Here is a 12,797-nt window from a genome sequence, read left to right as displayed (position 1 = left end):
TGTGAAGCCCTTAGATGTTGAAGCCGAGTGCCCGCATCTGGTCCTTGCCGTCGTCCGTGATCCGCTCAGGACCCCATGGCGGCATCCAGACCCAGTTCAGGCGCCAGTCGTCAACAACGCCGTCCAGGGCCTTGCCCACCTGTTCCTCCAGGACGTCGGTGAGCGGGCAGGCCGCGGTGGTCAGGGTCATGTCGATCAGCAGCGCGCCGTCGTCATCGGAGTACTTCAAGCCGTACAGCAGGCCCAGGTCAACGATGTTGACGCCGAGTTCGGGGTCGATGACATCCTTCAGCGCCTCCTCGACGTCCTCAAGGCTCGTGCGTGCCGTGTTGATTTCGGTCATGGCAAGTGTCCTTTACTAGGCCTGTGCTGCGGCGGAGGCCGCGATGGTGGCCGCGCCGGCGCCCTTGGCGTAGCGGTCGTAGCCTTCTTCTTCCAGGCGGTCGGCCAGCTCCGGGCCGCCTTCCTCGACAACCTGGCCGTCCACGAACACGTGCACGAAGTCAGGCTTGATGTAGCGCAGGATGCGCGTGTAGTGCGTGATGAGCAGCGTGCCCATCTTGCCCTCGGCGTGGGCGCGGTTGACGCCCTCGGAGACGACCTTCAGGGCGTCGACGTCCAGGCCGGAGTCGGTCTCGTCCAGGACGGCGAACTTCGGCTTGAAGAGTTCCAGCTGCAGGATTTCCACACGCTTCTTCTCGCCGCCGGAGAAGCCTTCGTTCACGTTGCGCTGGGCGAAGTCGGCGTCGATCCGCAGCTTCTCCATGGCAGCCTTGACGTCCTTGGTCCAGGTGCGGAGCTTGGGCGCTTCGCCGTCGATGGCAGTCTTTGCGGTGCGCAGGAAGTTGGTCATGCTGACACCGGGGACCTCCACCGGGTACTGCATGGCCAGGAAGACGCCTGCACGGGCGCGCTCGTCAACACTCATCGCCAGGACGTCTTCGCCGTCGAGGGTGATGGAGCCGCTGGTGACGTTGTAGCGCGGGTGGCCCGCGATGGTGGAGGCCAGCGTGGACTTGCCGGAGCCGTTGGGGCCCATGATGGCGTGGGTCTCGCCGGTCCGGATGGTCAGGCTGACGCCCTTCAGGATTTCCTTGGTTCCCTGCTCCGTCTCAATGCTGACGTGCAGGTCCTTGATCTCAAGAGTAGACATGTGTCTTGTTCTCCTCTGCACCGTGCCTGCCGGCCGCGGTGCGCTCTCTGTCTGGAAGTTGGTTCGTGATTCTGTGGTGCTAGCTGAAGTTCGGAGCTTCGGCGCCGTTGAGGACAGTGGTGACGTCCACGTAGACCTCGTCCCCGCGGATGTCGACGGCGAACACCGGGACGGGATCGTAGGCCGGCAGCTGCAGCGGCTGCCCGCTGCGCAGATCGAACTGGGACCCGTGGCCCCAGCACTCGATGGCGCAGCCCTCGACCTCGCCCTCGGACAGCGAAATGTCCGCGTGCGAGCAGGTGTCGCCGATGGCGTGGATCTCCCCCATGGAGTCCTTGACGATGGCCACAGGGTAGTCGTCGATCAGGATCCGCAGCGCCTGCTTCAGCTGGATTTCATCCACCTTGCAGACAAGCTCGCCCTTTGGCTGGTCAGTCATCTGTAAACCGTGCTCCGTGCTTCCTAGTTGTCCGTGAGGGCGAGCTCGTGCTCAACAGCCTCGGTCAGCCGCTCCTCGATGGAGGTGACCTTGATCTGCTGGATGATCTCGTTCAGGAAGCCGCGGACCACCAGGCGGCGGGCAACGTCCTCGGGGATGCCGCGTGCCATCAGGTAGAACAGGTGCTCGTCATCCATGCGGCCGGTGGCGCTGGCGTGGCCGGCACCCTCGATCAGGCCGGTCTCGATTTCGAGGTTGGGCACGGAGTCGGCGCGGGCACCGTCCGTCAGCAGCAGGTTGCGGTTGGCCTCGTAGGTATCGGTGCCTTCGGCTTCCTTGCGGATCAGGACGTCGCCAACCCAGACTGCGTGGGCGTTCCGGCCCTGCAGCGCGCCCTTGTACAGCACGTTGGACTTGCAGTTGGCCACGGCGTGGTCAACGAAGAGGCGCTGCTCCAGGTGCTGGCCGGCGTCGGCGAAGTACAGGCCGAACATCTCGGCTTCGCCGCCGGGGGCGGTGAAGCGGGCCGACGGCGTGACGCGGACGAGGTCGCCGCCGAGGCTCACCATGACGTGCTTGAGCTTGGCGTCGCGGCCGATCTTCGCCTGCTGGGAGGAGGCGTGGACGGCGTCGTCGTTCCATTCCTGGAGCGTGATCACGGTGAGGTTGGCGCCGTCTTCCACGATGATCTCGACGTTTTCCGAAACAACGGCGGAGCCCCTGTGGTTCAGGACAACCACCGCTTTGGAGAACTTCTCTGCGACTATCACGAGGTGCTGGGCGGCGGCTTCGAGGGACGTGCCTTCGATGTCCACGTTGATCTCCGACGTGGCTTCGAACTCGGACGGGATGGTTACCACCGTCGCGCCGGCGAAGTTCTCCCAGGCGTTGGCGGACACGCGGTCCTCGGGGATGCCGGCCGTACCGATGCGCTGGTCGTCACGGCCGACGCTCTCAACGATGACCTGCTCCGGACCGGTGACAACCACTGCGGGCGCCGCGCCGGAAAGGACCTCGGTGTGAAGGCCGCGGAGGCGCTTGAGCGGGGTGAACCGCCAGTCTTCCTCCATGCCGGTCAGCGGCTTGAAATCGGCAAGCCTGTAGGACGTCAGGCGGCCGGCGCGTGAGCTGTCCGGGACACCGACGCCGCCGCCGTGGGAGTGGCGCTTGGCGGGAGCGCCGGCAAGCGGTGCCTTGTTGCCGGCATTGATGGGAGAAAGGCTCTCGCCTTCCTCCGTGAAGCCGTCAATGAACGGCTGGGCTGAGGGCGCGCCGATGCGTGCCTTTTCAGTAGTGATTTCAGTCATCGTTATCCGACGGACCCTTCCATCTGCAGTTCAATCAGGCGGTTCAGCTCAAGTGCGTACTCCATGGGGAGCTCGCGGGCAATCGGCTCGATGAAGCCGCGGACGATCATCGCCATGGCTTCGTCTTCGCGCATGCCGCGGGACATGAGGTAGAAGAGCTGCTCTTCGCTGACCCGGGAAACAGTTGCCTCGTGGCCCATCACGACATCGTCCTCGCGGATGTCGATGTACGGGTAGGTGTCCGAACGGCTGATGGTGTCCACCAGCAGCGCGTCGCAGCGGACGGTGTTTGCGGAGTGCTTGGCGCCTTCGCGGACCTGGACCAGGCCGCGGTAGGCTGCGCGTCCGCCGCCGCGGGCCACGGACTTGGAGATGATGGAGCTCTTGGTGTTCGGCGCGATGTGGACCATCTTGGAGCCGGTGTCCTGGTGCTGGCCTTCGCCGGCGAACGCGATGGACAGGGTTTCGCCCTTGGCGTGCTCGCCTACGAGGTAGACGGCCGGGTACTTCATGGTGACCTTGGAGCCAATGTTGCCGTCGACCCATTCCATGGTGGCGCCTTCTTCGCAGATGGCACGCTTGGTCACCAGGTTGTACACATTGTTGGACCAGTTCTGGATGGTGGTGTACCGGACGCGGGCGCCCTTCTTCACGATGATCTCCACGACGGCCGAGTGCAGCGAGTCCGAGGTGTAGATCGGCGCGGTGCAGCCTTCGATGTAGTGGACGTAGGAGTCCTCGTCGGCAATGATCAGGGTTCTCTCGAACTGGCCCATGTTTTCGGTGTTGATGCGGAAGTATGCCTGCAGCGGGATGTCCACGTGGACGCCCTTGGGCACATAGACGAAGGAACCGCCTGACCACACCGAGGTGTTCAGCGACGCGAACTTGTTGTCGCCCACGGGGATGACCGTGCCGAAGTACTCCTGGAAGATCTCCGGGTGCTCCTTGAGGGCGGTGTCGGTGTCCAGGAAGATGACGCCCTGGGCTTCGAGGTCCTCGCGGATCTGGTGGTAGACAACCTCGGACTCGTACTGTGCGGCAACACCGGAGACGAGGCGGCTGCGCTCGGCTTCCGGGATTCCCAGCTTCTCGTACGTGTTGCGGATGTCCTCGGGCAGGTCTTCCCAGGTGGCAGCCTGCTTCTCCGTGGAGCGGACGAAGTACTTGATGTTGTCAAAGTCGATGCCGGAGAGGTCCGCACCCCAGGTGGGCATGGGCTTCCGGTCGAAGTACTTCAGGCCCTTGAGGCGCAGGTCGAGCATCCATTCCGGCTCGCTCTTCTTGGCCGAAATGTCCCGGACTACCTCTTCATCGAGCCCACGGCGGGCGTTGGCGCCGACGTCGTTCTTGTCAGCCCAGCCGTACTCGTAGTTGCCGATGCCGTGAAGCTCGGGATTCTTCTCAAGAATCTCCGAGATCACAGTGTTTTCGGCGACTGCTTTCTCTGATAGTTGGTCCGTCATCACGGCCTTTCTTGCTGATGGTTGGTTACTTCATTCAGGCGGGCGGGGGCTGCCGGGAGCGGTTTAGGCCCTCCGGCAGACAGCCTTCCTGTGGGAATGTGGGTGGTGCAGACGTGGCCGCCGCGGGCAAGTGTGGAGAGCCGGCGTACGTCTACGCCCACCAGCCTCGAGAACACTTCGGTCTCCACATCGCAAAACACGGGGAAACGGGCGGCGAGTTGCTGGATGGGGCAATGGCCCTGGCACAGCTGGACACTGGAAAGGGCTGCCGGCAACGGAGCCTTGGCCTCGATGGAGGCTGCCGACGCCACGAAGTTGTCCCGGCTCAGGGCGTCCGCAAGCGCTTTGGCGCGGTCGGTGATGTCCGGACCCGCCTTTTCGATCTCGGGCGCGTACCGGCGCTCCATGTCCGCAAAGCGCTCGACGGCGAAGGCCCGCACCGCGTCCGGGCCTGCCATTTCCTGGAGCTGCTGGAGGGCGAGGGCGGCAATATCAAGGTAGTCGTTGCCAAGGCTCGACTGGCCTTGGGAACTAAGGACGTAACGCCGGGCGGGGCGGCCTGCCCCTGCACCCGACTTGGCCACCCGCTTGACCTCGATAACGCCGGCACGGGACAAATGGTCCAGGTGGCGGCGGACTGCCGCGGGCGTGAATCCCAGCAGGTCGCCCAGTTCGGCGGCACTTACTGGTCCGTGTTCCAGGACCGCAGCAAGGACGCGGTCGCGGGTACGCTCATCTGCGTCAGCCACCGGCCCTGCGGGCATGACGCCGCCTTCCGCGGAAACAGCGGAAGCCCCGTGCCGGACAACAGGCACAGCAGTAGCGTTGGTCATGGAATACACAACACAATAGTGTCGTAATTTAGTCCCGGGTTCCAGTAAGGCGAGGCTGACCTGACCCGCAACAGCGGACTGCCGGCAATACTACTTCCCGTAGAATACTGGGGTGCGATCGCCCCAATCCCCCGTCCTGTCCATTAACGGGCTCATCAAGGATGTAGGTCCGCTTTCCAGCCTGGACGGAAAAATGCTCCGGGTGGTGGGCGGCATCTCACTCGTCGCCGAGCGCGGGCAGGTCACTGCACTGCTGGGTGCCAACGGTGCAGGCAAAACCACCACGCTCGAATGCGCCCAGGGCCTGCAGAAGCGCAGCGGCGGCAGCATCACCCTGCTGGGCCAGGACCCGGCGTCGGCCGGGGCCGACCTGCGGTCCCGCGTAGGCGTGATGCTCCAGGACGGCGGCCTCCCGCCGTCGGCCAGGCCGCTGCCGCTGCTGCGGCACATTGCCGGACTCTACGCGCACCCCTGGCCCGTGGAGGACCTGGTTGAGCGGCTGGGGATCGACGCGTTCGGCCGGACCACCGTCCGGCGGCTCTCAGGCGGCCAGAAGCAGCGCCTTGCCCTCGCGGCAGCATTGATCGGCCGGCCGGAAGTCCTGTTCCTCGACGAGCCGAGCGCCGGGCTGGATCCGCAGTCCCGCCAGCTGGTGTTCGAGCTGATCGGCGAACTGCGGGATGCCGGCCTGGGAATCATCCTCACCACGCACCTGATGGACGACGCCCAGCGGCTGGCCGACTACGTCTACATCATCGACGGCGGCCGGAACGTCGCCGAAGGGACAGTCCAGGAACTCCTTCAGCGCGGACCCGCGTTGGAAGCAGGCGCCCACCACGTGCGGACCCTCTCCTTCGAGGCGAAGCCGGGACTGGACCTGTCCGCCGTGCTGCCCGCCGACGTCGTCATCTCCGAGGAACGGGCCGGCAGCTACACCGCCACCGGTACGCTGACCCCCCGCCACCTTGCAGCCCTGGCAGAGTGGTGGGCCGTCCACGACATCATGCCCGCTTCCATGACCCTGCAGGCGCGTAGCCTTGAAGACGTCTTCCTGGACATCTCGGGAAAGGACCTCCGATGAACGGGACTCCCGCGGGTGCCGCAGGCACCGCTCCAGGCCCCGGCCGCCAGTCGCCCGCACCCCTGCTGCGGCGCATACTGCTGCAGGGCAAGTACGAAGCGCTGGCTATGCTGCGCAATGGCGAGCAGCTGATCCTCGCAGTGGTGCTGCCGCTGCTGGCGCTTGCCGGCCTGACCGTGACACCCTTCCTGGACGGGCTTGGACCCACCCGCATCGATGTGGCCGTGCCCGGCATCCTCGCCCTTTGCGCCATGTCCACGGCCTTTACCGGGCAGGGCATCGCCACCGGATTCGACCGGCGCTATGGCGTGCTCCGCTTCCTCTCCACCACGCCGCTGGGCCGCGGCGGGCTGATCGCGGGCAAGGTGCTTTCGGTCCTGGCGGTGCTGTGCCTGCAGGTTGCCGTGGTGGCCGCCGTTGGGCTGGCTTTGGGGTGGCGGCCGACGGCGGCCGGCTGGATTCCGGGGCTCCTGCTCCTTGCGCTGGGGGCGGCGGCTTTTACTGCCTTGGGCCTCCTCGTGGCCGGAACTGTCCGTCCGGAAGCCACCCTGGCCATCACCAACCTGCTGTGGATCCTCCTGGGGGCCCTCGGCGGCATCGTGATTCCCGCGGAAAGGCTCCCCGCCGGGGCCCAGCAGATCGTTGCATACCTGCCCTCGGGCGCACTCGGCGAAGCCCTGCGGGACGCCTTCCTGCACGGTGCGGTGAATGGCGCCGCCGCCCTCATACTGGTGCTCTGGACAGTCATAGCCGGCGCAGCAGCAATCCGTTGGTTCAAGTGGAATTGAGATATTCGTGAGCACCGCCTTCCGCCTTCCTGAGTTCGCCGGCCGCCTGGCGGCGCGGCTGCCCCGCACTGTGGACACCAGCGTCCGCCGACTGGCCGTAGCTTCCCTGATCGGGCAGACCCTGCTGGTAGTCACCGGTGGCGCCGTACGGCTGACCTCGTCCGGCCTGGGCTGCCCCACCTGGCCCCGCTGCACTGACAGCTCCCTGGTGAACACCCCCGAGATGGGCATCCACGGCTTCATCGAATTCGGCAACCGCCTCCTCACCTTCGCCCTGGCCGCCGTCGCCGCTTTGATGCTGGTTTACCTGTGGAACCTCCGCAAGGAGCGGCGCGACCTTTTCCTGCTGGCACTGGGCCTCCTGGCCAGCATCCCCGCCCAGGCCGTGATCGGCGGCATCACCGTCCTCACCAACCTGAACCCCTGGGTAGTCGGACTTCATTTCCTGGTATCCATGGCGCTGGTGGTGTTCGCCACGCTTCTGGTCAACCGGGCATTCGGCCGGACCGGCCGGTTCCGGACCGTTCCCCTCGCCGTCCTGCCCGGGGCCATGCGCCCGGTGACCGCCGCCGTCGCGCTTTTTTCCGCCCTCGCGGTCATGCTGGGCGTGGTGGTAACGGGAGCCGGCCCCCACGCCGGCGACGCGGACGCTCCGCGCAATGGGCTCGACTGGGACCTGTTCTCCCACATCCACGCCGTGCCGGCTTACCTGGTGACCGCAGGAACCCTGGTTGCGCTTGCGCTGGTGCTGCTGCGACGGATCACAGGCCCCATCCGAACGGCAGTCCTGGGACTCCTTGGCGTGACAGTCCTCCAGGCCGTCATCGGCTTCACCCAGTACTACAACGGCATCCCGGCCCTGCTGGTGGCCGCCCACATGCTGGGGGCCGCGCTGCTGATGGTTGCCTCCACGAACGCCTGGGATCTCGCAAAAGCAAGTCCGGTGGAATAACCCCCTGCAGCGGATCGGTCCGGCCGCTGCCAATCTGTGACCAACGCCCCTACTCCCCCGACCTCTGCGCCATCAGGCTGGGTATTGAAACACTTTGGCTTGCTCCCTGGTGCCGAAAGGCGGTCCCAGGGGGCTACGGGCAGGAGGATCCGCGATGGCAGGCCAGCCACAGCCCGGAGTCCCGCTGCCAGGGGTACCTGCCGGCAGCGGGAACGGAGCAACAGCGTTCATGCGGCGGCATCCCGCCCCTGCCTACTACCTCCTGACCTTCGTCATCTCCTGGGGCGCCGTAGCTGCCATCCAGGGTGTGGGGCCGGTACCGATGGGGGTCGCGCTAACGGCAGGCCCGCTGGGCCCGGCGGCCGCAGGCGTCCTCCTCACCTGGCTCCTGCACGGAAAAGCCGGCCTGCGGCAGCTCGGAATCCGGCTCCGTACATGGCCGGCCGGTGCACGCTGGTACGCGGTTGCGCTCCTGACCGGACCCCTGGTCATGGCTGCCACTGCGGCTGCTGTCACATGGGCGTTCCCGGGGTTCTACCGGAGCTTTGCCACCCCCGGTGAACTGGCCATCATCGTGCTGGCCGGCGTCGTGGTGGGGACCGTGGTCGGCAGCCTGGAAGAGCTCGGCTGGACAGGCTTTGCGCTTCCCCGGCTCCGGCAGCGGTTCGGCATCCTCTCCACCGGGCTCATCATGGGCCTGCTGTGGGGCGCCTGGCACTACCCCATGTTCGCCGGGAGCGCTGATCCGTCAGGAGCCGTACCCGCCGCCCTGGTGGTGGCCGTGTACCTTTTCGCGTGGCTTCCCCCGTACAGGGTGCTGATGGTGTGGGTGTACGAGCGGACGGGGAGCCTTCCCCTGGCGATGGCGATGCATGCGCCACTTTCGGCGGCCGCTTTCATCCTCTCCTTCATGGCGGCCTCCGGCACTGGAGCCGGCCTTGCCATCCTGGTTCCCTCGCTGGCCTGGGGCATGGCGTTCTGGGCGATCGCCGCCGTCGTCCTGGTGGTCAAAGCCGTCCGCCCGAAAAATTGAACCTTTCGCCGGGACTCCCCTCGCGACACCTGAGGGAAACATTCACTCTTCATTCCGCGCCGGAGCGCTGGCTCCTTGGTCCTGCCGTGCGCGTCACCCGGCACACACCGGGGCGGCGGCCCGGGCCGGGTCCAGGAACCGGATGCCGGTGGGTTCCACCAGTAGCACCCGCGCCGTGGCGATGTCATAGAACAGCCCTGTTGCCTGCACTTTGCCGGTAACGAGTTCCGGGCCAACCGCCGGATGGCGTTCCAGCTTGCGCAGCTGAATGGCAACGTTCACCATGGCCAGCTGGTCCACCTCGTTGTAGCCTGCGGCTGCAGCTTCCAATGCAACCGGATGCTCCGCGAGAAGCTCGGCGTAGCTGGGCCTCGCGTGGTCCAGCCAGGAATCGAAGGCCGCCCCCAAAACACCATTCCCCTTGCCGTTGGCCTCCTCGACCAGCGCCTTCATGGCACCGCAGTTGGAGTGCCCGCAGATCACGATCGAATCCACGTTCAGGCCCTTGACGGCGAAGGCCAGGGCCGAGTCAATCGAGGCATCCTGGCCCTCGTGGCACACCACGTTCCCGATGTTCCGCAGGGTCAGCAGGTCGCCCGGGCCGCTGCTGGTGATCAGGTTGGGGTTGACGCGGGAATCAACGCAGGCGATAAACAGGGTGTCCGGGTTCTGGCCCTCTGCCAGATCCCGGACCAGGGGCCGGACCTGGTGGGCGAACCGCCGGTGGTACTTGCTGATCCCCTGAAGAAGCGAATCCAGCGGCCCGGCCTGCCGTCCGGCTGCTTCCCCGGCCCCTTCCCGGGTTGGCATGGCGGACTGCCATGACGTCCTGGGCGGCAGCGGAAGCTCCCTGGCGTCCTGGCGCTTGGGCGTGCGGTCAGCAGCATCCTGGAACAGGCTGTTGCCGTGTTCCTCAAGGCGGACCTTTCCGCCGGCCGCCTCGTATTGCCTTTGCCAGGCGATCAGCGCCTCGCGGAATGCGTGGTCAACGTAGTCCGCGTTCAGCTCCACCACAACCCCCTTGCCGTTCGGCACGGAATGCAGCACGCGGCTGAGCCGCGGCAGGGCGAAGAAGCTGCAGGACCCCGCGACGGTGATGCGCCAGGGATCCGACGACGAAACGGGATTGTGTGCGTGGACCGCCGCCCGCAACACACGCCAAAGCACGCTCGCCGCCGCCAGCACGAGGCCGATCATGACACCTTCGAGCAGGTTCAGGAAGACGACACAGAGGAGGGTCACGGAGTAGATCAGGAGGTCGCCCGTGCGGAGGCTGATCCTGATGTCCGCAATTTTGATGAGGCGCGCGCCGATCACCACAAGAAGGCCCGCAAGGACGGCCAGCGGGATGAGCTGGATCAGTCCGGCGAAGATGGCGGAGAAGGCAAGGACCCAGATGCCGTGCAGGACTGCGGACGAACGGGTGGCGGCGCCGGCTTCCACGTTCGTGGCGCTGCGGACGATGACGCCGGTCACGGGCAGTCCGCCCAAGGACCCGGAAAGAATGTTGGCTGCGCCCTGGCCCACGAGCTCCCTGTCCAGGTTGGTGCGGGGGCCGTGGTGCATTTTGTCCACAGCGACGGCGGACAGCAGCGATTCAATGCTGGCGATCAGCGCCATTGAGATGACGGCGAAGGCAACGGCGCGCCAGTTGTCGTCGGGCAATTGCGGCAGCGCGACGGCGTCGAAGATCGACCCTTCGAGGGAAATGCGTCCCACCCCGGGAGCGAAGGCGATGGAAAGCGCGGTGCCGGCGGCGACGGCGGCAAGCGGCCCCGGAATACGGCGCACCGCCGCGGGGAGGTGCTTCCAGCCGAGCAGGATCACGACGACGGCCAGTCCCAAGAGGGCTGCGTGCAGTTCGACATTGGTGATAGCTGCAGGCAAGCCCACGATGTTCTCAACGGCCGAGCCGGCCGGCTGGCCGCCAAGCAGTACGTGGATCTGCTGAAGGATGATCGTGACGCCGATGCCGGCCAGCATCGCCTTCACTACCACCGGTGAGACTGCCAGCGCGGCGCGCCCCACGCGGCTGAAGCCCAGCAGCAGCTGTACGACGCCGGCCGCTGCGGTGATGGCGCACGTCACCTGCCAGCCGAACTCCTGGACCAGCCCGGCCACGACGACGGTGAGTCCGGCCGCCGGTCCGCTGACCTGCAGCGGAGACCCGCCCACGCTGCCGGCAACGATGCCGCCGATGGCGGCCGCGATGAGGCCCGCCATGATGGGCGCACCGGATGCCGCGGCAATACCAAGGGAAAGTGGCAGTGCCACGAGGAACACCACGAGTGACGCCGGGATGTCTGCGCCCAGATGGCCAGGGAACTTCAGGCGGCGCCGTCCCATCCCCCCGCTCCCTGGTCCGGGCGGACTGGCCGCGGTGCGGACGGAGGATGGATCGGGTGCCTGTGCCATGGAACTTCCTTTGCTAGCGGGCAGGATCCCCTCCACCGTAACCGCGCCGTCATTTCAAATGACAGGAAACGTGATCGACATGACAAAAATGTCATACGCCCGGGCGCTACAGAAGGCGGCCCCCCGTGGGGCTGAGTCCAAAGTGCAAGGGCGTTGCGGAAAGTCCCGCGGAAAGTAATGGAGCGCTGCGGGTGCGAAAGGAACCCGCCGGACCGCTTTCCCCTGCTAGCCGGCCATGACGGCGGGCCCGACGAACGGGTCTACCGCCAGGGCGATGAAGAGCAGGGTGAGGTAGCTGATGGAGCCGTGGAAGACCTTCATGGCCCGCTTGTCGGAGATGTCCTCACGCTGTGCCCTGTTGTAGAGGGCGTGTGACTCGTAAAGGAACCAGGCCCCGGCCAGGACGGCGGTTACGGTGTAGACCCAGCCGGCACCGCCCGCAGGAACCATCAGGAGCGAGCAGGCCACCATGGCCCAGGCGTAGAGGACCACCTGCACGGAAACCACCTGGGCGCCGGCGATGGCGCCGAGCATGGGGACCTTGGCGTTGCGGTAGTCCTCGCCGTAGCGCATGGACAGCGGCCAGTAGTGCGGTGGCGTCCAGAGGAAGATCACCATAAAGAGGATGACGGCGGGCCATTCCACCGAGTTGGTGACGGCGGCCCAGGCAATCAGCACGGGGAAGCAGCCGGCCGCCCCGCCCCACACGATGTTCTGCGCGGTGCGGCGCTTGAGGATCATCGTATAGATCACCACGTAGAAGAAGATCGCCCCAAGCCCAAGCCACGCGGACAGCGGGTTGGCGCCGAACCAGAGGATGGCGATGGCGGCGGCACCGAGGATCCACGAGAAGACCAGCGCCTCGCGCGGGCTGACCTCACCGGTGACCAGCGGCCGGTTCTCCGTCCGGTGCATCAGCTTGTCGATGTCGCGGTCGATGTAGCAGTTGAAGGCTCCGGCGCTGCCGGCAGCGAAGGCCCCGCCCACCAGCGTGGCCAGGATGAGCCCGATGGACGGAAAGCCGCGTTCCGCATAAATCATGGTGGGCAGCGTGCTGACCAGCAGCAGTTCAATGACGCGGGGCTTGGTGAGGGCGAGATACGCCTTTGCCTTACGGGCGATCCCGGGTCGTGAGGCCCGGGATGCGTTCAGCGGCGTATCTGTTGTGCTCACGGTGGCAGTCACCCGTTCTGTTGGCAGTTCTGTCTGGCTGTCCAGCTAGTCATGCGGCCCGGTCCAACCGGGCGCCCGCGGAACAGTGATCCACGCAACAGCCGGGAGTGCGGGCGGCTGGAATTATTCCCCGACCCGGCGCTGGCCTCCGAATATC

Annotated in this window: 12 protein-coding genes; 4 read left to right on the top strand and 8 right to left on the bottom strand. The window is 66.2% G+C overall.

Annotated features, from left to right (window positions below):
- Window positions 1-10: 10 nt before the first annotated feature.
- The 6 genes from SMD14_RS09890 to SMD14_RS09865 all read right to left on the bottom strand — a co-directional run bounded on the left by SMD14_RS09890 (window position 11) and on the right by SMD14_RS09865 (window position 5,207).
- Window positions 11-343, bottom strand: a complete 333-nt coding sequence (locus SMD14_RS09890; protein WP_157242355.1) for a metal-sulfur cluster assembly factor — start codon at window positions 341-343, stop codon at window positions 11-13.
- A 15-nt stretch (window positions 344-358) separates the two neighbouring features.
- Window positions 359-1,153, bottom strand: a complete 795-nt coding sequence (sufC, locus tag SMD14_RS09885) for a Fe-S cluster assembly ATPase SufC (protein WP_104997919.1) — start codon at window positions 1,151-1,153, stop codon at window positions 359-361.
- Between the two features lie 79 nt (window positions 1,154-1,232).
- Window positions 1,233-1,592 (bottom strand): non-heme iron oxygenase ferredoxin subunit, encoded by a 360-nt coding sequence (locus SMD14_RS09880; protein WP_321216190.1) that lies wholly within the window; start codon window positions 1,590-1,592, stop codon window positions 1,233-1,235.
- Window positions 1,593-1,615: 23 nt separating this feature from the next.
- On the bottom strand, window positions 1,616-2,899 hold the full coding sequence (sufD, locus tag SMD14_RS09875; RefSeq protein WP_321216189.1) for a Fe-S cluster assembly protein SufD: 1,284 nt from the start codon (window positions 2,897-2,899) through the stop codon (window positions 1,616-1,618).
- A 2-nt stretch (window positions 2,900-2,901) separates the two neighbouring features.
- Window positions 2,902-4,365 (bottom strand): Fe-S cluster assembly protein SufB, encoded by a 1,464-nt coding sequence (gene sufB / locus SMD14_RS09870; RefSeq protein ID WP_104997916.1) that lies wholly within the window; start codon window positions 4,363-4,365, stop codon window positions 2,902-2,904.
- Window positions 4,365-5,207, bottom strand: coding sequence for a helix-turn-helix transcriptional regulator (locus SMD14_RS09865; RefSeq protein WP_370460741.1), 843 nt, complete (start codon window positions 5,205-5,207; stop codon window positions 4,365-4,367). The genes sufB and SMD14_RS09865 overlap by 1 nt, the downstream gene beginning before the upstream one ends.
- 103 nt (window positions 5,208-5,310) lie before the next feature.
- Between SMD14_RS09865 and SMD14_RS09860 the strand changes: the two genes are divergently transcribed.
- The 4 genes from SMD14_RS09860 (at window position 5,311) to SMD14_RS09845 (ending at window position 9,052) form a co-directional block, all read left to right on the top strand.
- Window positions 5,311-6,279, top strand: coding sequence for an ABC transporter ATP-binding protein (locus SMD14_RS09860; protein ID WP_321216188.1), 969 nt, complete (start codon window positions 5,311-5,313; stop codon window positions 6,277-6,279).
- Entirely contained in the window at window positions 6,276-7,067 is a 792-nt protein-coding gene (locus SMD14_RS09855) for an ABC transporter permease (protein ID WP_157242358.1), read from the top strand. Before SMD14_RS09860 ends, SMD14_RS09855 begins: the two co-directional genes overlap by 4 nt.
- 7 nt (window positions 7,068-7,074) lie before the next feature.
- On the top strand, window positions 7,075-8,019 hold the full coding sequence (locus SMD14_RS09850; RefSeq protein WP_321216187.1) for a COX15/CtaA family protein: 945 nt from the start codon (window positions 7,075-7,077) through the stop codon (window positions 8,017-8,019).
- Between the two features lie 154 nt (window positions 8,020-8,173).
- On the top strand, window positions 8,174-9,052 hold the full coding sequence (locus SMD14_RS09845) for a CPBP family intramembrane glutamic endopeptidase (RefSeq protein WP_321216186.1): 879 nt from the start codon (window positions 8,174-8,176) through the stop codon (window positions 9,050-9,052).
- Window positions 9,053-9,145: 93 nt separating this feature from the next.
- On the opposite strand, the gene SMD14_RS09840 is transcribed toward SMD14_RS09845, so the two are convergent.
- Window positions 9,146-11,398: a SulP family inorganic anion transporter gene (locus SMD14_RS09840; protein WP_409339724.1), complete on the bottom strand. Its 2,253-nt coding sequence runs from the start codon at window positions 11,396-11,398 to the stop codon at window positions 9,146-9,148.
- A 294-nt stretch (window positions 11,399-11,692) separates the two neighbouring features.
- Window positions 11,693-12,652 (bottom strand): heme o synthase, encoded by a 960-nt coding sequence (locus SMD14_RS09835; RefSeq protein ID WP_321216184.1) that lies wholly within the window; start codon window positions 12,650-12,652, stop codon window positions 11,693-11,695.
- Between the last annotated feature and the right edge of the window lie 145 nt (window positions 12,653-12,797).

This window comes from Pseudarthrobacter oxydans (assembly GCF_034258515.1).
In the GTDB taxonomy this organism is placed as follows: Bacteria; Actinomycetota; Actinomycetes; order Actinomycetales; family Micrococcaceae; genus Arthrobacter.
This window is presented reverse-complemented; position numbering and strand designations above follow the sequence as displayed.

What these genes read in the sequence shown, in the direction of transcription:
- SMD14_RS09855 (WP_157242358.1), top strand. Translation starts at nt 6,276, where the DNA reads ATGAACGGGACTCCCGCGGGTGCCGCAGGCACCGCTCCAGGCCCCGGC.
- sufC (WP_104997919.1), bottom strand. Translation starts at nt 1,153, where the DNA reads ATGTCTACTCTTGAGATCAAGGACCTGCACGTCAGCATTGAGACGGAG.
- SMD14_RS09840 (WP_409339724.1), bottom strand. Translation starts at nt 11,398, where the DNA reads ATGGGACGGCGCCGCCTGAAGTTCCCTGGCCATCTGGGCGCAGACATC.
- sufB (WP_104997916.1), bottom strand. Translation starts at nt 4,365, where the DNA reads ATGACGGACCAACTATCAGAGAAAGCAGTCGCCGAAAACACTGTGATC.
- SMD14_RS09890 (WP_157242355.1), bottom strand. Translation starts at nt 343, where the DNA reads ATGACCGAAATCAACACGGCACGCACGAGCCTTGAGGACGTCGAGGAG.
- SMD14_RS09845 (WP_321216186.1), top strand. Translation starts at nt 8,174, where the DNA reads ATGGCAGGCCAGCCACAGCCCGGAGTCCCGCTGCCAGGGGTACCTGCC.
- sufD (WP_321216189.1), bottom strand. Translation starts at nt 2,899, where the DNA reads ATGACTGAAATCACTACTGAAAAGGCACGCATCGGCGCGCCCTCAGCC.
- SMD14_RS09880 (WP_321216190.1), bottom strand. Translation starts at nt 1,592, where the DNA reads ATGACTGACCAGCCAAAGGGCGAGCTTGTCTGCAAGGTGGATGAAATC.